Annotated in this window: 20 protein-coding genes; 8 read left to right on the top strand and 12 right to left on the bottom strand. The window is 45.6% G+C overall.

Going from position 1 to position 19,978, the window contains the following annotated elements:
* The 6 genes from MKY48_RS01755 to MKY48_RS01730 form a co-directional block, all read right to left on the bottom strand.
* Nucleotides 1-1,425: an O-antigen ligase family protein gene (locus MKY48_RS01755; protein WP_339292128.1), complete on the bottom strand. Its 1,425-nt coding sequence runs from the start codon at nt 1,423-1,425 to the stop codon at nt 1-3.
* Between the two features lie 49 nt (nt 1,426-1,474).
* Nucleotides 1,475-2,173, bottom strand: a complete 699-nt coding sequence (locus MKY48_RS01750) for a sugar transferase (RefSeq protein WP_127594056.1) — start codon at nt 2,171-2,173, stop codon at nt 1,475-1,477.
* 22 nt (nt 2,174-2,195) lie between these two features.
* Nucleotides 2,196-3,086 carry a UTP--glucose-1-phosphate uridylyltransferase GalU gene (gene galU / locus MKY48_RS01745; RefSeq protein ID WP_339273360.1) on the bottom strand — a complete coding sequence of 297 codons (891 nt, stop codon included), beginning with the start codon at nt 3,084-3,086 and terminating at the stop codon, nt 2,196-2,198.
* 308 nt (nt 3,087-3,394) lie between these two features.
* A complete protein-coding gene (locus MKY48_RS01740) occupies nt 3,395-4,027 on the bottom strand; it encodes a CpsD/CapB family tyrosine-protein kinase (protein WP_339292127.1) in 633 nt (210 codons plus the stop codon).
* The gene (locus MKY48_RS01735) at nt 4,008-4,760 is read right to left on the bottom strand and encodes a Wzz/FepE/Etk N-terminal domain-containing protein (protein WP_339292126.1); all 753 of its coding nucleotides are present in this window, start codon (nt 4,758-4,760) and stop codon (nt 4,008-4,010) included. The genes MKY48_RS01740 and MKY48_RS01735 overlap by 20 nt, the downstream gene beginning before the upstream one ends.
* Nucleotides 4,761-5,033: 273 nt before the next feature.
* Nucleotides 5,034-7,001, bottom strand: a complete 1,968-nt coding sequence (locus MKY48_RS01730; protein ID WP_339292125.1) for a glycosyl hydrolase family 28-related protein — start codon at nt 6,999-7,001, stop codon at nt 5,034-5,036.
* A 241-nt stretch (nt 7,002-7,242) separates the two neighbouring features.
* On the opposite strand from MKY48_RS01730, the gene MKY48_RS01725 reads away from it, so the two are divergent.
* The 7 genes from MKY48_RS01725 to MKY48_RS01695 all read left to right on the top strand — a co-directional run bounded on the left by MKY48_RS01725 (nt 7,243) and on the right by MKY48_RS01695 (nt 12,533).
* The gene (locus MKY48_RS01725) at nt 7,243-7,701 is read left to right on the top strand and encodes a VanZ family protein (protein ID WP_339269554.1); all 459 of its coding nucleotides are present in this window, start codon (nt 7,243-7,245) and stop codon (nt 7,699-7,701) included.
* A 96-nt stretch (nt 7,702-7,797) separates the two neighbouring features.
* Entirely contained in the window at nt 7,798-9,747 is a 1,950-nt protein-coding gene (locus tag MKY48_RS01720) for an asparagine synthase-related protein (protein ID WP_339269552.1), read from the top strand.
* A 16-nt stretch (nt 9,748-9,763) separates the two neighbouring features.
* Nucleotides 9,764-9,889, top strand: a complete 126-nt coding sequence (locus MKY48_RS01715; RefSeq protein ID WP_114149298.1) for a paeninodin family lasso peptide — start codon at nt 9,764-9,766, stop codon at nt 9,887-9,889.
* A gap of 100 nt (nt 9,890-9,989) precedes the next feature.
* A complete protein-coding gene (locus MKY48_RS01710) occupies nt 9,990-10,913 on the top strand; it encodes an aldolase (RefSeq protein ID WP_339269550.1) in 924 nt (307 codons plus the stop codon).
* A 275-nt stretch (nt 10,914-11,188) separates the two neighbouring features.
* The gene (locus MKY48_RS01705; RefSeq protein ID WP_339269548.1) at nt 11,189-11,863 is read left to right on the top strand and encodes a Crp/Fnr family transcriptional regulator; all 675 of its coding nucleotides are present in this window, start codon (nt 11,189-11,191) and stop codon (nt 11,861-11,863) included.
* Between the two features lie 35 nt (nt 11,864-11,898).
* Entirely contained in the window at nt 11,899-12,147 is a 249-nt protein-coding gene (locus MKY48_RS01700; protein WP_339269546.1) for a DUF2892 domain-containing protein, read from the top strand.
* Complete coding sequence (locus MKY48_RS01695; RefSeq protein ID WP_339292124.1) at nt 12,144-12,533, top strand: carboxymuconolactone decarboxylase family protein; 390 nt, start codon at nt 12,144-12,146, stop codon at nt 12,531-12,533. Before MKY48_RS01700 ends, MKY48_RS01695 begins: the two co-directional genes overlap by 4 nt.
* Before the next feature lie 226 nt (nt 12,534-12,759).
* On the opposite strand, the gene MKY48_RS01690 is transcribed toward MKY48_RS01695, so the two are convergent.
* Together MKY48_RS01690 and MKY48_RS01685 are read right to left on the bottom strand one after the other, a co-directional pair.
* Nucleotides 12,760-12,990 (bottom strand): hypothetical protein, encoded by a 231-nt coding sequence (locus MKY48_RS01690; protein WP_339292123.1) that lies wholly within the window; start codon nt 12,988-12,990, stop codon nt 12,760-12,762.
* 151 nt (nt 12,991-13,141) lie between these two features.
* On the bottom strand, nt 13,142-15,928 hold the full coding sequence (locus tag MKY48_RS01685; RefSeq protein ID WP_339292122.1) for a glycoside hydrolase family 3 C-terminal domain-containing protein: 2,787 nt from the start codon (nt 15,926-15,928) through the stop codon (nt 13,142-13,144).
* A gap of 767 nt (nt 15,929-16,695) precedes the next feature.
* Between MKY48_RS01685 and MKY48_RS01680 the strand changes: the two genes are divergently transcribed.
* Nucleotides 16,696-16,872, top strand: coding sequence for a hypothetical protein (locus tag MKY48_RS01680; protein WP_213646217.1), 177 nt, complete (start codon nt 16,696-16,698; stop codon nt 16,870-16,872).
* Nucleotides 16,873-17,056: 184 nt separating this feature from the next.
* On the opposite strand, the gene MKY48_RS01675 is transcribed toward MKY48_RS01680, so the two are convergent.
* The 4 genes from MKY48_RS01675 to MKY48_RS01660 form a co-directional block, all read right to left on the bottom strand.
* Nucleotides 17,057-17,476 carry a DUF1259 domain-containing protein gene (locus MKY48_RS01675; protein WP_339292121.1) on the bottom strand — a complete coding sequence of 140 codons (420 nt, stop codon included), beginning with the start codon at nt 17,474-17,476 and terminating at the stop codon, nt 17,057-17,059.
* Nucleotides 17,477-17,531: 55 nt separating this feature from the next.
* A complete protein-coding gene (locus MKY48_RS01670) occupies nt 17,532-17,951 on the bottom strand; it encodes a DUF1259 domain-containing protein (protein WP_215162800.1) in 420 nt (139 codons plus the stop codon).
* A 245-nt stretch (nt 17,952-18,196) separates the two neighbouring features.
* Nucleotides 18,197-18,865 (bottom strand): uracil-DNA glycosylase, encoded by a 669-nt coding sequence (locus MKY48_RS01665; RefSeq protein ID WP_339292120.1) that lies wholly within the window; start codon nt 18,863-18,865, stop codon nt 18,197-18,199.
* Nucleotides 18,866-19,012: 147 nt separating this feature from the next.
* On the bottom strand, nt 19,013-19,897 hold the full coding sequence (locus tag MKY48_RS01660) for a glycoside hydrolase family 43 protein (RefSeq protein ID WP_339292119.1): 885 nt from the start codon (nt 19,895-19,897) through the stop codon (nt 19,013-19,015).
* Nucleotides 19,898-19,978: the final 81 nt, after the last annotated feature.

Here is a 19,978-nt window from a genome sequence, read left to right as displayed (position 1 = left end):
CTATAATTCCCTCCGATTTGTAGACGCATATGGAAATGCGAGTGAGATAATCAGCAGCAGAATATATCCGCTTAATCCGCTCAATACATTGCTTCCTAATAACAGAAATAGAATCGCACTGATAGCTGCAAAGGAAATCGGAGCATAACCCTTCTCTGTTTTGCTGATCTTGAAGAGAATCACGAACAGATATCCTAATAAAAAAATAACGGCCAGTCCCAGGGGTAAACCAAATGAATAAAACAAATTTAAATACCCATTATCAAATACAGCCACTGTATTCGAACTCTGGGTTAGCTTGACCCCCAGTCCCGAACTGCCCAGTCCTCTTCCAATGGGATTGGATATCACATCCGAGATAATATATTTAGCAAAGTCCAACCGCTCATTAAAAGAGTGATCCTCCTCCAATGACTCGAACGTGCTAATGCGCGAGGATACCTGATTGGCCCCCGGCAAGAGCGGAAGAATAAAGGTATACGCCAGCACCATAATGACACCTAAGGCTACCAACTGCACTTTGCTCTTTAATCGGGAACGGGCAAAATAGGCAACGATCATTATTACACACGTAATCCATCCAACCCGAACTAGAGTGAGCAGAAGCGCAAACGCGACGATCATGATGCCTACAATGCCAAACGATCTCCACTTTTTTTGCACAATCATAATGGCTAGTGCAAACCCAAGAAACATGCCTGCTGGTCCCGGTGAATTCAGCAGAGAGAATACCCGGAATTTCTGAGGTTCCGGTATTCCGACTGAGTTCATATCCGCGGTTGTCATCCAGAAATGATCCCAAGGAGGCAAAACCAAGTATTGATAAATGCCGTAAACTCCAACAAGGACCGCAAGATAAGCAAAGCTTCTCAGCCATTTGTCCCAAACTTCCTTATCGAACTGACTGGCACTCACGTATAGCAGCACTAAGAATGGAACAAATAAGCTTATCAAGTCATATACAGAAGACAGCCCATATTTCATGAAACCGAGGATAAACCCATATATCAATGCCACGCCAATGATTTTTATGATCAGTCTTATTCTCGAATCGATCCGATTAAAGTGTTTGAGCGTTGTTATAAGTAATATCAATGAAACAGAATACGGAGTCAGCATGATAATCGATGTATCGCTGTACGACTGAAACGACCAGTCGAGCAAGCGTCTTACCTCAGGGCTGATCGTCCATATCAAAAGTGAGTATGGAATAAGAACATGGGGGCTCTTAAACTGGATATACAGCCCGATCAGCATACATAAGACCAGGAATACCAATTCCAGCAGTTTAATATGCAGAGTGTCAATGGAACTGAGCAATCCAATCAAAGTACCGCTCGCTATAATGACCCCGACCTGTATCGACCCACGAATCGTTCGTGCGGCGTTCCTTCTCCAAGAGCTTAATCCAGCGATCCTCTCCATATTTTCCAATCACCCTATCTCCCTCAAAAATTCCAATAGCACGCCTCAGTTAATAGGCTGAATTCGGAAGGATCATGATCTTGACGGTTTGAAGTATCAATTTCAGATCCATCCACAAGCCTCTTCGTTCGATATACTCCAGATCCAGCTCCAACATCTCATCAAAACTTAAATTGTTACGACCGCTCACCTGCCACAATCCCGTGCAGCCAGGGCTTACCCTCAATCGCAACCTGTCGTAATTGCTGTATAATTGAACTTCTCTTGGTAATGCCGGTCTTGGACCGACCAGAGACATCTCGCCGCAGAGAACATTCCACAGCTGAGGCAGCTCATCAATGCTCGTCTTTCGAATCCATTTCCCAAGCTTCGTAATACGAGGATCATTCTTCATTTTGAACATAGCACCGCTGACTTCATTTTGATCCAATAGCTCCTCAAGCAGTTCTTCTGCATTCGATACCATGGAGCGAAATTTGTACATTCGGAATGGCTTCTCATCCTTACCGATGCGTGTCTGGTAGAAAAAAACAGACCCTTTCGGGTCCTCCAGTTTTATAAGAATGGACACAATCACAAAGAGTGGCGACAACAGAACAAGACCGATGAAGGCCAATACACAATCCATGACACGTTTTATTGCCAGATACATAACTCTAGGTTCCGCCTCTAATGCCAAATCGTTTGCATATCGTTTATTTACTTCGAACACAACGTCTACTTCATTACGTTGCGGATTGGGAGACATGGATGATACACCTCTTCAGCTATTAATTTTTATTTGAATTTGAATACTCTCTTTCAAGAATCGTCTCCATACCTTGTAGAAGGGGTTTGCGGAGCTCCTCATTTTGAAGTGCAAAATCAAGAGTTGTCATAATAAATCCAAGCTTTTCACCTACATCATATCGGGTGCCTTCGAAATCATAGGCGTATACGCCCTGACTTTCATTCAGCTTCTGGATCGCGTCCGTCAACTGAATTTCTCCACCAGCGCCCTCCTCTTGATGCTCCAAAAAATCAAAAATTTCAGGAGTTAATATGTAGCGGCCCATGATGGCTAGTTTCGACGGTTCTTGACCGGCAGGAGGCTTCTCTACAAAATAATCCACTTCATACAAGCGGTTCATTTTACCCAGCGGAGCCACGATACCATAGCGATGCGTTTGATCATCGGGTACGGTTTGAACACCTATCACGGACTTCTGCAAGCGTTCGAACTGCTGCGCCAATTGCCGAGTACACGGTGTATCGGATTGGACAATATCATCCCCTAGCAGGACAGCAAACGGCTCGTTTCCTATAAAATTACGTGCACACCAAACGGCATGGCCTAGACCCCGGGCTTCTTTCTGGCGTATGTAATGGATTTCAACATTCGAAGCGCGCCGAACCTCATTAAGCAATTCATACTTCCCCTTGCTGAGCAAATTATGCTCCAGTTCAAACGCATGATCGAAATGGTCTTCAATGGAACGCTTGCCTTTACCCGTCACTATGATAATATCCTCAATTCCCGATGCCACGGCCTCCTCCACAATGTATTGGATGGTGGGTTTATCCACGATCGGAAGCATTTCCTTTGGCATTGCTTTCGTTGCAGGCAGAAAACGTGTACCAAGCCCCGCTGCAGGAATAATGGCTTTCTTTACTCTCCTCATCACCCATTCACTCTCCAACTCTTTTTTTTATATAGACAACGGGTAGGCTCATTGTCCGTTTAGCAGAAACGCTCAGCTATATACTCTTCTCTGTAGAAAAGAACATAGCTAAGCCTTTCATGAAAAAAGGGCATTGAACCCGTCCTCACATTACACCCTCGACAATCATGTCTAAGGTCGATACGACCCACAGCGTAACCGAGTGTCTGCAGTGATAGAGGTGCAGCAGACATTACCTTTTCTTACTCATTTCTTCGCCTAATACCATTCCTGCCTGAAAGCCGTTTCCTTGCGGGCGTTCTCTTCGATTAATTCAGCACAATCCCCAATATTCGGGCATTCACATGGTCCAACTGCTCCTTCGCCTTTCTAAGATGATCCTTCTTTACCTTTCCGGTTGCAGCTACCATAATGACTCCATCGCATAATGCGCTGACAATTACGGAGTCCGATACGGAAAGCACCGATGGCGTATCGACAAGAATGACATCATATTGCAGTTTCGACAGCTCTAGCAGTTCCCGCATAGACGGTGAATCGATCAATTCCGATGGATTTACGGGGACCGGTCCGGATGGCAGCAATGATAATCGTTCAACAGCCGTTTCCTGAATCGCTTCCTCAAGACTTATGTCTCCCGCAAGCAGAGTGCTTAAGCCTTGGGAGTTTAACAGCGAGAACATCCGGTGCAATGAGGGCTTTCGCAGGTCTGCATCGATCAGAAGCACACTCTTGCCTTCCTGCGCATAAGCTACCGCCAAATTGCCTATCGCAGTACTTTTGCCCTCTCCAGGCTGTGACGATGTCACCGTAACGGTCTTCAATTCCTGTTCTTTATAAAAGAATTGGATCTTGGTTCGAAGCAGTCGATAAATCTCTGAAATTGGCGATTTTGGATTGGCGGAAACGATCAGATTATGGTTATTGATGGAGCGACGCATACTGACTCTCACCTGCCTTTTGTTTTGGAATAGCTTTCGATCTTGTGGACCTCTTCAGCTCTTTTCTGCTGATCCTTCCTACGACAGCAAGCACAGGTACTTCCATAATCTCTGCAATCTCCACTTCGGTCTTGAGGGTATCGTCCAAATAATCGAGCAGAAAGATAAAGCCGATCGCCAGAAGGAGTGAGATAACAAAACTAATCAACATGTTCATCACCGGATTTATATTGATAGGCGCAGGAGATATGGTTGGATCCGCTTCGCTCAGAATGGTTATATTGTCCACATTCATAATGTTTGGAATTTGCTCTTTAAATACCGTGGAGACAGCATTTACGACACTGGCGGCCTTGGCGTAAGAGACATCTTCGTAAACCAAATTCATTACTTGCGAATTGTTTGCCGAGGTAACAGATATTTTGGCAGCAATTTGTGAGGGGCTTTCACCCAGCTCGGGGTACTGCTCAACCACTTTGTTCATCACGGCCGAGGACCTAATAATTTCCTTGTACGAATTGATCAGAAAAATACTAGTTTGAATCGTGCTTGCATTGAGTGTCGCCGCTCTGTCGCCCGAGAATTGGTTTACTATTAACTTAGCGTTCGCTGCGTAGATAGGTGTCGTAAAATAGAAGCTCTTTACAGCGGCTGCTACCATTGCAATTACGACAATAACCGCAATCAACCACCATTTTCTCTGAACAACTCGGAAATATTGTTTGAGTTCCATTCGGCTGCAAACCTCCGCTTATTTTATGGATTGAAAAACATGCCTTGATTTTCAAACTCTTCGATACAATCTGTATATTTTACATTCCATAATTTACGATACATTTTGTATCATGTCAAGGTTAATTTTCATGAATTTACATAAAAATGACACAAAATGTATCATGAATGCCGTCTCCTTTTCGTTCTAACCGCAAAAAAAATCAGCCTTGTTGATATACGAGATCAACAAAGCTGATTCACCGAAGAGGATCATCGGTTAACAAGACAGTTATCATTTTGGGGTAATCTGCAAACTGCCGTTGATAATGGATAATTGATATCTGGCTCTTGTTACGGAGTCCGTCAGTATAATTCCGTTTCCTGGACCCTCGATTTCCAGGGAATCGGTCATATAGCTATGTGGATACGGAGAATACGCCCCTATATGATCCCACGTCACCATCACCCCAGCAATATAGGTTTCTCCCACTTTGGGGATGAAAGATATGCTGAATTCATTCAATAAACCTGTTTGACTTGCAAGCTCTCTCCCACGAAGATGCTTCCAACCTTTTTCACGCCAAGTGATGGCATCGTTAAAAATATACTCCGCATTCTGGGCAGCTACTCGGCCCATTGATTTATATAACGAGCCGCTTTCATACTCCGTTTGCAAAATGAAATATTGCATGGCCAAGTTTCTGTTTGCATCTCCACGATACGGCAGTGTCTGGCTATTGAACTTGATCGCCATCATCGGTGACCGTACTCCATCTGGCGTGATTTTTAAAATGACCGGATGCGGACCGATGACCTGCTTCATCTCATTACTAATAGGGATCGGCACTTGGTCTGCTGTGACAAGACTAAGTACGCCTCCATTTACTATCGTCCAGTTCGATAGTACTTCTGGATTTTTGAGCAGGTTCGGCGCTGATACCGGCATTAACGTGCGATGCTCTCTTTCCTTCATACGAGCTTGTAAGTCAGCGCTTTTGTATAAAGGAGTAATCTTTCTGCGAATCACCGTATCCTCTGCTCCTAAACCAGTCAAATCGGATTCCTTATCCCCGGTTAGAATATCAATATATGCTGTTCCAATGGCACCCTGAGCATTCGATTTCTTTAATACTCCAAGTTCGTCATTAAATGTCGCCGGAGCTGTAACGGTTCCAAACCAAGCTGCATATTTTTGTTTTTCACCAGCAGGTATCAGTTCATCCGGCATCGAGTACTCCCACTTTGAAGGATTTCCTGTATAACTTGTTACTGACCAAGTAAAGCCGAAGCCGAATATTCTTAAATTCGAAGTCAAAGATTTACTCAATAGTTTGATTGCAGCTTCTCCACATTGCTCAAACTGAGCATTCATGTAGATGCCGCTTAATCCTATAACTACAGGAGCTGCCTTATAGTCATCAAGTCCACTGTCAATGCACTGATAAATAGCGTACGGTGAAAATCCAAGATGCGTTCTATGAATATTGGCATTGAACCCCCCGCGATGTCCAGCCGCTAATATCGTACCGAACATGATGCCGCAGAATGCTCCTGTTATACTGCCGCCTTGATAAAAATAATCCCCCGTGTTGATACGGCAATATACGCCAATTAATCCGTTCCAGGAACATTCGTATGAGGATACATGCCCATTGTTACTGTTAAGAAGCTGTCCAACCTTTACTCCGGATGTAGCAATATTTCTAAATATCGGTGTCGCTGATCCTGCTACTTCGAACGCAGCTGGACCTACGGCAAACATATCGTACAAACTTTGTTCAAATAACTCCTTATTAATCCAGTTGATGAGTTGTCTTGAGTTATATTGCGAGACCCCATAAACTCCAAAATCCTCAAAAACTGCTCTTACTCCAGCATTTGCAATTCTAATACAAGGGAGCAAATCCGTTGTAGTGTCGAGGGGATCCCAGATAATTCGAGTCCCCATTTGTCCGCTATCCACATAAGGAGCAATTCCATAGATCCCACGACTATTGTTCTCTATCGTTTGTCGGATCCGATAATTGCCTGCCGGCACAAACAGCTTATAACGCTTATCACACATTGCCATCGCTGCCTGGAATGCCGCAGTATCATCTGTTTTACCATCACCTACAGCCCCAAACCACTTAACGTTAATACCCCGGCTCATCATTTCCTCATCAAGCAAGTTAAAGTTGAAGCTTAAGTCTTCCAAGAGCATCTCATCGCTAGATGACCATGTATTCATCTTCATGTAATGGGTATACTTGTCAGCCATGCTGATATCCTCCTTGCTTCAAGTGGTAAACATGCATTCTGTAAACGCTTAACTAAGATGAATAGAAGGCATTCATCTTGTCTTGTTATCAAAAAAGCTGTTTTTAAACTTGAAATAAGTGTAGAGCTGCTATAATATACAACCTTAGTTAGATACATTATGTATCAACGGCCATTCCTGTTCCTGCATTTTATAAGAATGCACCCAATATTGAAGCGCTTTTATGAAAAGAGGCTCTGCTATGCGCATCGTTCTTACGATCATCTGGGCTCTTGCCCTGTTTATCTTCACTTGCTCCGTTAACTTCAATCTGTTAATCCAATATCATATTATTGATTTCCAACTCAATCCGAATCCCGATTGGTCGGAGTTGTTAAGGCTTGATTTCCAATGGGCTAGCCAGGACTGGATTTTACGGAAAATAGGCCATCTTATCGGATTCTTTATTCTTGCCTTGCTCGCTTCAAATTTCGGGAAATATAAATCGGCTTTTTATTGGGCTATTATCTACGCTGCTTTAACGGAGATTCTTCAGCTTTTCTTTTTTCGGGGAGGCCGGATCTATGATGTGATTAACGACTCCTTCGGTGTTCTACTGGCTTATCTATTTTGTTTAATCCTGTTCAACACTAGCTCAAGACATAAAAGAATTTTAATCGAGGTTGTACATCCTTTTCCAAGCAAGAAAAATAATAAATAAAAAAAACATTGATACGTATTGTATCATGTTATATAATGACTACGATACAATAGGTATCAAGCAGTGATTGTTCTGGTCCAATTGGAGGAAATTCAAATGAGTGCTATTGCCGGTATTTATCGTTTTAATGGGGAAGCGGTCCAGTCGGAACATGGCGGACTTATCATGGAGGCTTTGAGGCAATATCCGGCCAACCAAAGCAGGTTATGGAACATGGATCACGTCATGTTGGGTTGTCATGCACAGTGGATTACGGAGCAATCCGTCCAGGAATGTTTACCTTACTACGATTCGAACCGGGGGCTTGCCATAACGGCTGACGCCATTATCGACAACCGCGATGAATTAATGGATCAATTGCAAGTGCCGCATCACTCGAGGCAACATATGACAGACAGTGAAGTTCTGCTCCTTGCTTATGAGAAATGGTCCGAACGAATGCCGGAACGGTTGGTCGGGGACTTTGCTTTCATCATTTGGGACGAGAGAAAGCAGCTCCTTTTCGGAGCCAGGGACTTCTCAGGCGCAAGGACGCTCTATTACCATCATAATGAGCAGCAGATCTGCTTCTGTACGGCCATTAATCCTTTATTTTCATTACCTTTTATACATAAAGAAATCAATGAAACATGGCTGGCTGAGTTTCTGGCAATCCATGGCGTTTTTGAACCACCGGATGTATCCACTACGATTTACAAAAACATCCTTCAGCTACCGCCATCTCATAAAATCATCATTAAGAATGATAACGTATCGATTAGCCGATACCATAGCCTCTCGGATGTCATTCCTTTGCAACTGGCATCATCAGAAGAGTATGAGGAGGCTTTCCGGGAAATATTCAACAATGCCGTAACCGCACGGCTTCGGCGAACGAAGCGAAACGTCGGAGCTCATCTCAGCGGAGGATTGGATTCAGGTTCGGTGGTTAGTTTTGCGGCCAGAGCGTTAGAGCATGAAAAACGTTCGTTACATACCTTCAGTTACGTGCCAGAAACCGGATTTGTGGATTGGACGCCGAAGCACAGACTTGCAGACGAGAGACCTCTCATTAAGCAAACGGTACAATTCGTGGGGAACATTAACGACCACTATTTGGATTTCTCCGGAAGAAGTGCTTTCACGGAAATCGATGATTGGATTGACATCCTGGAGTCTCCATATAAGTTTTTTGATAATTCGTTTTGGCTTAGGGGCATTTTCGAGCATGCAGAACAACGAGATATCGGGATTCTGCTTAATGGAGCCAGAGGAAATTACAGCATCTCTTGGGGACCTGCGATCGAATATTACACCAAACTCCTGAAGAACCTCAAGTGGCTTCAGCTAACGCAGGAAATTAAACGATATAGCAGGTACGTCGGAGTGGGTCGCAGACGGCTATATTCCATTGTCGGTCGTAAAGCTATCCCGGTATTGAAACAGCGAAGCTCTTCAATCGCTTCCGGCGATTTCCCACAATTAATCAATTCCGACTACGCCAAACGAGTGGGTATTTATGAGAAACTCCATGACCTTACGTTTACGGGAATCGGCTCGACAGACGATCTGCCTGACGACCCCTTGGAAGCGAGAAGAGTGCATTTCGAAAGAGTCAACATGTGGAGTGCAACCGGTACAAGTAATTGTAAACTTTCTCTTCGTTACTCTTTATGGAGCCATGATCCCTCGAATGATCTAAGGGTTATCCGCTTCTGTTTATCAACTCCCATGGAGCAATTCGTTCAGAAAGGGATGGACCGTGCTTTAATTCGTCGTTCTACTAAAGGCTGGCTCCCTGATTCCATCCGTCTCAACCATCGAACAAGAGGGATTCAAGCAGCAGATTCAATCCACCGAATGCTAAGTGACTGGCCTGTGTTTTTAGCAGAACTGGACCGTGTATCCCACGATTCCCGAATGCAGCAGATCATCAACATGCCTGTCATACACGATGCCTTAGCAGAAGCCCGCCAAGGGATCAGCCCGAATCAAGCCTACAATCCCGCCATTAAACTGCTTATGCGCAGCGTAATTTTGTATCGATTCCTACAAAAAAATTTCTGAAAGGAGGTGAATCTATATGAAAAAGGAATGGAGCGTACCTGCTTTGGAGGTTCTTGACATCAAAATGACCATGGCTGGTCCTGGTAGTGCGATTCCGGATGCAGTGCAACCGGATCCGGATGAAATGGTTCACACCAGCTAACATATAAAGTCATCATGTTCTGATAAAAAGAGCCCCTATACGCCTGATCGGGTATATGGGCTATCTTTTTTTTCGCATATTAATCATTGGAGTGAGGACCATGCTTCAAACGTATAAGCCAACCGCATATAAGGCCTTCGGGTTTTCCATCCATAGTGACATTCCCCTGCCTGAGTTACAGCCCGTCGTCCTCCCGGATGCTTTTGCCGATATTGTCATCCGTTATGCTGATCTGACCGAAAGATGGCTTGGAAGACCTGATAAGTCAAATAAAACATTCTTATGTACCGAAGATAGGGTCATGTTCAGAGTACCTGAACTCGCTGTTTTTGCAATAGAGGGCGGGACGACCATTTCTGTCTCCCCAGAGAAGGGCGCTGCAGAGGATAAAATCCGGCTGTACGTGCTTGGATCTTGTATGGGTGCCCTTTTACTGCAGCGTAAAATACTCCCCCTGCACGGCAGTGCGGTAGTCATTGACCATAAAGCCTATGCCTTCATCGGCCACTCGGGACACGGGAAGTCGACGCTGGCCTCTGCCTTTCTGCAGAAAGGATATCAATTGGTAACGGATGATGTCATCGCTGTGACGCTGGATCAGCAAAATACTCCTTATGTAACGCCAGCTTACCCTCAACAAAAGCTTTGGCAGGAAAGCCTCGAAGTTTTTGGAATGGACTCCCGTCATTTCCGGCCCTTGTTCGACCGTGAAACCAAGTTCGCCATCCCCGTTACATCCCAATTCTCCAACAAGCCCCTGCCGCTGGCTGGCATCTTTGAGCTCGTTAAAACGGATTGCCGTCAACTGCATATACGTGCGGTTGATAAATTAGAGAAGCTGCCACTGTTGCATCGTCATACCTATCGAAACCAACTTCTATCCGGCAGCGGATTAACGAAGTGGCATTTTGACATTACGGCCCGCATGTCCGGCAGTATGGCTATGTACCAGATTCAACGTCCATTAAACGAACATACCGTGCACCAGCTAACGGCCCTGGTCTTAGATACCATAAGTGAGTAATCGTGAACTTCATGGGTCGTTTATCTAATCATCCTGCAGCCCTCAAACACCCTCCATTACATATGCCCCTCATTAAGAATCCCCAAACGACAGGTTTGGGGATCATTTCACTATTCCACAGCTCAGCCCCGACAAGCCAAAGCCTTAGCCTGCGTTACACCCTTTCACTTTCCCTGAAATCACATATAATCACCATCTAATATTAATTAGGCCTATAATGAGAATTAACACTTCCAGGTTTACGACGCTGAATTCAATTGTAAAAGGAGCCCCCTATGAATCCCTCTGAAATTGATCGAATAACCGCTGTTCTCCCTTTCCTGTCCACGATTCCGCATCGTGATTGGCAACACGCTGAGCTCGTGTCCATAGACCCTTCTACTCCGCATAGGATTCAAGAGGGCCATATGCTGCAGCATGCGATGTTTATGGTGAAGGGAAGCGTCCGAATTCATAAGATTAGTGAGCAAGGAAGAGAAATTACCTTATACCGAGTCCAAGGCGGGCAAAGCTGCGTGCTCATGATGGCAAGTATTCTGGGAGAATCGGAATATGAAGCCTCGGCTTCAATTGAAGTGGAAAGCGAAATTTTGCTTATTTCGGTAGGCGTATTTAGAGAATGGATGGATCATAACAAACCTCTTAGACAATTTATTTATCAGCAATTTGTGCAGAGAATAACGGCCGTTACGAACCTTCTCGAGGACATTGCATTTAAACCGATGAACTATCGACTTGCCCATTTTTTATATACGAATACGAATGACGATCTAACAGCATTGAAGATCACGCATGAACAGTTAGCCGTAGAGCTAGGAACAGCCCGGGAAGTCATTAGTCGAATGCTAAAGGACTTTCAAAACCAAGGAATCCTGTCGCTATCCAGAGGGAATATCCGTCTTACCGATCGATTGGCTCTAGAGGAGATCATCCAGCAATACTTATCGTGACTTAGTCACGGAAAAGGATTCGATATCCCGCTAAGATGGAATTAATTCCAATGATGCGGAGGTATGATATGAAAAATGTCGGTGGTATCGACCGGTTATTCCGGTTCATTCTGAGTTTCCCTCTTCTGTTTGTTCTTTTTTATCTAGATAGTAACTGGAGGTACATCGGTCTGATCGGGCTAGTTTTATTGTTTAATGTCCTGACTCGAATCTGCTTCATCAACCGTATTTTCGGGATCAATTCCTGCCGGATAAAGAGAGGGACAGGTGAGAGACCGCTATGACCCATTATTACGACTCTTCCAACTTAAAGAAAATTCCCGAGCTTATGCAGCTTGCCCCCGAGGCCTCCGCCTCTTTTCTAGCCTTTGAAAAAGACGTCTACCAGACACTCAATCACATCCCGCTAAAGACAAAAGAACTGATTGCCGTGGCCATCGCCCATGTTACAGGTTGCCCTTATTGCATCGACGTTCATGTGAAGAAATTCAAACAATTAGGCGGTACACGAGAAGAAATCCTTGAAGCTGTATTCGTAGCAACGACTACTCGCGCAGGTGCCATTCTTAGTCACGCCACCCATGCATTAGTGGCATACGACACCACAACAACTTCCCCAGACGACGTGCAGCAAAATGAACCTCCGGATCAACCTGAGTGTTTTTGCTAGCACTGTTCCTAACGGCTTGTGCATTAATAAGTATGTTCCTGCTTCAGAACATGAAGAAGACACTGGCCTGCGGTCAGTGTCTTTTGCTGTATGGGGGATCTTCTGAGCTGTATCATTTACACGTTCATATAAAAGCATCCGCTCTTTGCGGGTTTAAGGTATGGAGACGAGGGGAGTCGCGCCCCTATCCGAAGACAGCCAAGGGAATGCATGAGATAATCATGCTTTAATCATCCAGCGGAAGGCTTTCAATAGCTGTGAAAAATACGTCCAGCAGCTCTTTATCAAACGTTTGTTTTACGTAATCCGATATTCGCGCTAGCTCTTCCTCGCCGTTATATTCCAGGCATGCACGCCCTTCACACCATAATACCGTGCAATGAAATCGTTGCTTCACATGCTCAATAACATAGTCTTGTTCCACACATTCACGGATTGCTGCTGCCAAACGTCTCACACCCTTTCATCTCTTTAAGTTCTTGCATCACCCTTATTATTCAAATTTCGAATATTTCTTCGATGACATTCGTCACACATATTGGACATCAGTAGGAAAAAGGGGTATCCAAAAGATCCTAGATCTGTTGGATACCCCTTTGTTTCTAAATTTACACCTGTTTAAATTCAATCCAGTCGATCTGCAAGCCGGGCTTGACGAAGTCCAGCTTCATCTCATAATACCCCGCTTCCAGATCTACTTTGACAAGCTTCTGTCTAATCCATCTGCCGTCGGTACCATTCGTTTGAATCGTGGTTACCGGTTGGTCGTTCAGCGTTACGTTGCACGCGCTTTGGGCCAGTTCGGATTCCGGAGACATAATGCGCACAATGATCCGGTACTCGCCGGATTCTTCGACCTTCACATAAGTCGACCCCGCTGCTACCGGCTTTACTTGCGTGCTCTTCGATAAAGTTTGTGCTTGTTCCGGCGCGAGAGAAGGAGCGGATTTAAAAGTACCTACGGCTTCCTCGATCACCTGTTTTCTTGAAAATATCGGCGCATGCATCAGGAACCGACAAATGTTCATGGCGCTACGCTGTAACTCTCCACGAGTCAGCGTACCATTTTCCAAGGATGCCAAGGTATTGTCTTCCCATGCATTGATTTCCGCACCGTAATTCATAACCACCATGTAGAGATCATTTTGGGCGCGGACCATCCAGTTCGTGTTTTTGCGATCGGCTGGGCCTCCGTTCACTACATCGTTCATAATGGCCCACCAGTCGGTCATCACGATGCCCTGGAATCCCCACTCTCCCCGTAGAATAGTGGTATTCAAATCATAATTGGAAGCCGCCCAGTGTCCATTGATCGGGTTATACGAGGTCATGATGGAGTTTGCCCCGCCCTGCTTCACCGCGATTTCAAAGCCTTTCAGATAAATTTCACGAAGGGCGCGTTCGGACACAACAGCGTCGACTTTACTGCGATGCTTCTCCTGGTTGTTGCAGGCAAAATGCTTCAGGGTGGCATTGGAGCCGCCCTTCATAATCCCGCGTGTGCATGCAGCAGCAAATACTCCCGAGATCAGCGGATCTTCCGAAAAATATTCAAAATTACGTCCATTCAGCGGGCTGCGCCGAATGTTCAGACCCGGTCCAAGTAAAGTATCAATGTTATAGCTAAGCAACTCTCGGCCTTCCATAACATAGAGCTCTTCGACCAACTCAGTGTTCCAGGTTGCCGCAAGCAGGGTTCCAATAGCCACCTGCGTTGCTTGCTGTCCGCTGTCCATCCGAATCCCGGACGGCCCATCCGCCGTACAAGCCACCGGAATTCCGTAATCGAGCAAGCTGTCGCTCACCCCGCCAAAAGCCGAAGCCGTTCCCGCTGTAACCAGCGGACTGCTCATGCCTTCTCCTCTGACGATCACCGCCAGATCTTGATCGCTTAGTTGAGCGATAAAGGCTTCCAAACTGACTTTTCCCCCATAAACGTCCCTTAAGGTATAACCTCGATTGCCCGTTTGCTCCAAGGTAAGAGGTAGGTTTTGGTGAATGCGCTCCTCCATGTTAATCTTGCGCTGCGGCACCTCTGTATATGTCAGTTCGTATGAGCCGTCTTCCTTGCGACTGCCCGGCTTCATTCGGGTGAAGCCTTCCATCGGCGCCATGGCTTCCTGCAGCTGCTCCACAACTTGCAGCGTTTCTACAACGTAACCATCTTGGCCATCCAAACCGATAGGCTTCACATTTTTCACGCTGGTTCCCACATACAAACGATAGGTTCCGGCCTCCAAGACATAAGCGGAAGCCTGTCCCGTCACACCGGCGTCATCATAGGAAGCCATGGCGTGGACCGGGAAGCTGATGGTGAGCGTCTGCGAATCCCCCGGCCCAAGCTCCTGCGTCTTTCCGAATGCCGTCAACACTTTGGCAGGCTTGCCCAGGACGCCTTGCGGCGCTTCGTAATAAACTTGCACAACCTCTTTACCTGTATAGGTGGTCCCGATATTTTTTACGTTTACTCCGATTTCAACGTACTGCGCTCCCTCTCTAACCACCAACCTGGCTTCTTGTGGCTCGATTTTAAACGACGTATACGACAAACCGAAGCCGAATTCATACTGGACGGCAGCGGGTCGAAACGTTTCGAAAAAACGGTAGCCGACGTAAATATCTTCTTGATAAACATTCTTGAGCTCGTTGCCGTAATTGCGGGTCGATGGATAATCCTCGATCGCATAAGCAATCGTGTCGGTTAATTTGCCGCTTGGCGTCACCTCGCCAACTAGTACGTCCGCAATCGCGTTACCGCCTTCCATTCCACCGTGCCAAGCATAAATCACAGAGGAAATCGGGTGCACATAACTATCATCGCGCATCCAGCTCATATCGATAATGTTGGACACATTCAGGACAACTATCGTGTGCTCGAAGTGCGTTGTCACCTGCTGCAGCATCGCTTTTTCTTCAGACGTTAACTGGTAACTGCCCGGCTCATTGGCATTATCCTGGTCTTCACCGGCTGTTCGCCCGATGACAACAATAGCCTTATCGGATGCCTGTCTTGCTGCGGATACCAGCTCATCGGTCAGAGGCATTTCTTTCTGATGCCACGGTTCAGCCGCCCAACCGCCGCCGCCATTATCGAAAGGGTTTTGTTCAATCCACTGTTCATAGGCAGCTGCCAATTGTTCGTTGACGGTGATGTTCTTCTTATCCCGAAGGCCGCCGAGCAGATTCGTTGTATGGGAAACATGAACGCTCCCGCCCGAACCCGTACCACTGCGGTAATAATTAATTTGCGTTCTGCCAAAAACAGCAACGTTTTCGTTCGATTGAAGGGGAAGCACCTGTCCTTCATTCTTTAACAATACGGCACCTTCGGCAGCGACCTTTCGGCTAAACTCAGCAAAGCCTTCCAAAGGAGCTCCCATTCTCTGTGTACTCAATATATTCCCTCCCGTTTGTTTTCTCCTGTATCCAATTGATAATGAAGAAAGATTAGTAAATGCCTGACGAATTCCAACATTAGGTATGAGGCATCTATGTACTATCATAGTAACAAATTCTGTATAGGAATATGTGAAAAAGTCTTGAAGTTGCTGAAAAGAGTGCAGTTTCGGTTGAGGGATCATCCGGATAATAATTTGCTAAACACAATCGTTGAGGACTAAAAACGGGTATGATAAGATAAGAATAGAAATAAGGACGGTGTGCCAACCGTCCTCAGTACAACATCTTGAGTGGAGTTCCCTCCAAGATCAGGTGTGATCAGAAAGTAACCCACTTCGGCGACAACCTAAGAGTGGGTTACTTTCGTTTATCGATGTAAGTTAGCAATGCCAACAGGAATAACCCGAAGGTAAGCACTTCACCAAACGAAATGTTCATCGCATCACCTCCTTTCGGAGGTTGCGCCCACTCAAGGTGTGTTGTACATTCCAAATTATAGCATATAAGCCCTGAAATTTTCGGGGCTTTTTCTTTCATCCATAAACCATTACAATCCTCTCAAATACAATAAATTGAAGGGATATCATAATACCGTGCAATGAAATCGCTGCTCTATGTGCTCAATAACATAATCTTGTTCCATACATTCACCAACCGTTGCCATCAAACGTCCTCTGGAGATCCACGACACGTATATCCGTACAACGGCCAGCACATAATAAACCTCATTAACCTATATAAGTAAACAAGGAGGACCTTTCAATTGAGCACAAATCAACCGGACAAGAACCTAATCAACACGGTGGAACAGCTGGCAGAGACACCCGTGAACAGTCAGGAGGCCCAGCAACAGCAGCAGGCCCGCAACGATCGCCGGAAACAAGCGCTGCATGACAGCGATGACAAATACAAAGAAAATGAATCCAAGAACTATCATTAGGATCGTTAGCACCGTCTGAACTCCATTAACACGCGTTGTATACCTTCCTTTCAAATGTGAAAACGTAGAAAAGCGACCTATCACGGTCGCTTTTCTACGGGTACAAATTGAATAATATTCACCTTGACCTCACATAATTAACGGCTGAATTGTCTATTTCAAGGGCCTTCATTTTGCCCTTACATTAACCCAAGAATGCAATGGAGCGTTTTACTTTCCTTGCAAATGCAATGGGATCATCAATCGACTCCCAGTGAATATACATTAAACGCGGGTTCTCAAACAGCCAGTGATTGTGGACCGCTGTCACTTTAATCCCATTTTTGCGAAGATTGGTCAGCAATTGATTTACTTGACTTTGTAAGAGAGCGGTTTCCCCTAAACAAAGTGCGCGACCGGAACTGTCCAGGTTTTCAAAGGAGAATAATTGATAACGGATCAAAGGGGAAGTCGTCTTTCTTCCTAAAATAGATGCTCTTATTCTCCGATTTCTGGAGACAAAACAAACCGGTCCTTTTGTTATTTCATGCTCCGTTCCGCCTAGAATAGCCGAGAATTGGTTACATAATCTTCTAAAGCGAGGACTTGCCTTCACTTCCGCCATACGAAATCATCCTCTCATTAAATGATAGAAATACGAGCAAAATCACTCAACGGCATTAACCCAAGAATGCAATGGATTCTTTTGTTTTTCTTGCAAACGCAACAGGATTGTCAATAGATTCCCAATGCATATACATTAAGCGAGGTTGTTCTTTTAGCCAGTGATTATGAACCGCTGTTACTTTTATCCCACGTTTGCGGAGATTCGACATCAATCGATTCACCTGATTTTGGTGAACGGCAGTCTCACCCAAACAAAGCGCGCGGCCCGATTTATCAAGAGATTCGAAGGAAAACATTTGCATCTGAACCAAAGGGGAGCGCGTTCTTCTTCCCAAGATGGATTCCCTTAGGTTCGTCATCCGCGTGACAAAACAAACCGGACCTTCCTCGATTTCCGATTGGCCTCCCAGAATTCTTGCAAATTGGGTACAGAGCCTTTTGAATTGTGGGCTCACTCTAACTTGTTCAGCCATTATAAGTCCTCCTTTAATCGTATTCTATGTATCTTATGATTGAAGGAGAAAATAGTATTGGACCAACAGCTTATTTGTACGAATTTATACTAATAACATAGCGAATGGAGCATCCCGAGCCTATCACAAGCAGACATTCCAGCGGAAAAAGACCACATCCTCATGCGGATGTGGTTTTTCATTGTCCAGATACAATTGCTTGCGGGATGAAGAGGTTTCACTATGGATGGCCCCTCTCCTTCCTCTTACAAGTTAGGAATTTGCCAATCAATTTCTTGAAGCCCCATATTGCGTAAACATTCGTTAGCACGTGAAAACGGCCTGCTGCCAAAAAAACCTCGGTGCGCAGACAACGGACTCGGATGCGGCGAACGAATCAGTGTATGCTGCCGATTCGTAATGAGCTCCGCCTTCTTCTGGGCGTGGCTTCCCCATAACACGACAGGCTCATTTTTCCGATTGATCGTCTCAATGACCTTATCCGTAAAGCTTTCCCATCCCCTGTTTTTATGAGAATTCGCTTCATGGGCCCTTACAGTGAGCACCGTATTTAGAAGGAGTACCCCTTGCTGCGCCCATGTTAGCAGATGGCCGTTGTTGGGAATGAAGCAGCCCAGATCATCCTGAAGCTCCTTGAACATATTTTGCAAGGAAGGAGGCGTGCTGACGCCCTCTTTGACAGAGAAGCTTAAGCCGTGGGCCTGTCCCGGTCCATGATAAGGATCCTGGCCCAAAATGACAACTCTGGTGTCGGCCAGCGACGTATAGTGCAGCGCGTTAAAAATATCGTATTTATCAGGATAAATAGTCTTCGTCCGATATTCCTCAATGAGAAATTCCCGCAGCTGTAAATAGTATGGTTTCGTAAACTCTTGCTCTAAATATGACGCCCAGTCATTCTTCAATATAGCCATTTCGGGTTCTATCCTCCTGCCATGGTCAAAAGATATAACTAGATTATATCATACGGATTATTTCCGGTATTTCCCAACACCTAACCCTTACGAAGACGCAAAAAAACGACCGATTGCGCGCCGCTTTTTCACCATGGATTCCCTTAATTAAGTCATGATGACCGGCTCAATCTTGCCGTTGCCGATCCGCATCCGATCCATACATAGCTGGCGATGGCCCGGCTCGGTGTCTCCAATGATTCGGCGGTGGTATACGATAAGCCATTCATCTCTCTCCTGCAAATGCAAGTAGCCATGATGACCGGGTCCTTCGGCAATCGGCTCCTGTCGCTCTAGAATCGTGCCTTCATTCTTGAATGGACCGAGCGGGCTGTCGCTTACGCCATAGGCAACGCGATAGGTTCCATTCGTCCATCCGCCCATGGACCACATGAGATAATAAAGTCCGTCCTTCTTAATCATACAAGGACCTTCCACGTATCCCTCCGGCGTAATGGAACGGAAAATTTCATTGCCGTCGTCTGCCAATGGAACGAATCCCGTCATCTCTTCGTTCATCCGTGCAACGTTGCAGTGCCCCCATCCGCCATAATACAGATAGATCGTTCCGTCTTCGTCCTTGAATAGATGCGCATCGATCGGCTGTGCCTGATGAATGAACTTATCCACGAGCGGCTTCCCCAAGTAGCCTCTGTACGGCCCTTCCGGACGGTCCGCAACGGCGATTTCCAAGCCGCCGGTTTCCTCGTTCGATTGAATATCGTTCGATGCAAACACGAGATAATATTTCCCTTGGCGCTCGATATGGGTCGGTGCCCAAACCGCCCTCCATATCCATGGAAAATCCACCATTTCGATAATGCCTTCGTGTTTCTCCCAATGGACCAGATCGTCGGAACTGAATGCGTCCAGATTCATCTGCATCGTATATTCCGTGAAGGACCGCGTCGCATAAATCCAGTGCTTCCCCTCATACGTTCTGGCTTCGGGATCTGCATACCAGCCGGGTATGATCGGATTGTTAATGTTCAATGGTAGACACTCCTCTCCTGTGCTGCGCTTAGTTCATACATGACCAAGACTCAATCTGAGTGATATATGACGTGGGCCGCG

The organism is Paenibacillus sp. FSL W8-0187, assembly GCF_037969755.1.
Lineage (GTDB): Bacteria > Bacillota > Bacilli > Paenibacillales > Paenibacillaceae > Paenibacillus_AQ.
The sequence above is the reverse complement of the archived record's forward strand: the minus strand, read 5'-3'. Positions and strand labels throughout refer to the sequence as shown.

Excerpts from the sequence above, each read along its gene's own strand:
- MKY48_RS01755 (WP_339292128.1), bottom strand. The coding sequence starts at position 1,425 with ATGGAGAGGATCGCTGGATTAAGCTCTTGGAGAAGGAACGCCGCACGA.
- MKY48_RS01750 (WP_127594056.1), bottom strand. The coding sequence starts at position 2,173 with ATGTCTCCCAATCCGCAACGTAATGAAGTAGACGTTGTGTTCGAAGTA.
- MKY48_RS01710 (WP_339269550.1), top strand. The coding sequence starts at position 9,990 with ATGCTTCAAACGTATAAGCCAACCGCATATAAGGCCTTCGGGTTTTCC.
- MKY48_RS01725 (WP_339269554.1), top strand. The coding sequence starts at position 7,243 with ATGCGCATCGTTCTTACGATCATCTGGGCTCTTGCCCTGTTTATCTTC.
- MKY48_RS01705 (WP_339269548.1), top strand. The coding sequence starts at position 11,189 with ATGAATCCCTCTGAAATTGATCGAATAACCGCTGTTCTCCCTTTCCTG.
- galU (WP_339273360.1), bottom strand. The coding sequence starts at position 3,086 with ATGAGGAGAGTAAAGAAAGCCATTATTCCTGCAGCGGGGCTTGGTACA.
- MKY48_RS01670 (WP_215162800.1), bottom strand. The coding sequence starts at position 17,951 with ATGGCTGAACAAGTTAGAGTGAGCCCACAATTCAAAAGGCTCTGTACC.
- MKY48_RS01720 (WP_339269552.1), top strand. The coding sequence starts at position 7,798 with ATGAGTGCTATTGCCGGTATTTATCGTTTTAATGGGGAAGCGGTCCAG.
- MKY48_RS01665 (WP_339292120.1), bottom strand. The coding sequence starts at position 18,865 with ATGGCTATATTGAAGAATGACTGGGCGTCATATTTAGAGCAAGAGTTT.
- MKY48_RS01675 (WP_339292121.1), bottom strand. The coding sequence starts at position 17,476 with ATGGCGGAAGTGAAGGCAAGTCCTCGCTTTAGAAGATTATGTAACCAA.
- MKY48_RS01700 (WP_339269546.1), top strand. The coding sequence starts at position 11,899 with ATGGAATTAATTCCAATGATGCGGAGGTATGATATGAAAAATGTCGGT.
- MKY48_RS01735 (WP_339292126.1), bottom strand. The coding sequence starts at position 4,760 with ATGGAACTCAAACAATATTTCCGAGTTGTTCAGAGAAAATGGTGGTTG.
- MKY48_RS01740 (WP_339292127.1), bottom strand. The coding sequence starts at position 4,027 with ATGCGTCGCTCCATCAATAACCATAATCTGATCGTTTCCGCCAATCCA.
- MKY48_RS01715 (WP_114149298.1), top strand. The coding sequence starts at position 9,764 with ATGAAAAAGGAATGGAGCGTACCTGCTTTGGAGGTTCTTGACATCAAA.
- MKY48_RS01730 (WP_339292125.1), bottom strand. The coding sequence starts at position 7,001 with ATGGCTGACAAGTATACCCATTACATGAAGATGAATACATGGTCATCT.
- MKY48_RS01695 (WP_339292124.1), top strand. The coding sequence starts at position 12,144 with ATGACCCATTATTACGACTCTTCCAACTTAAAGAAAATTCCCGAGCTT.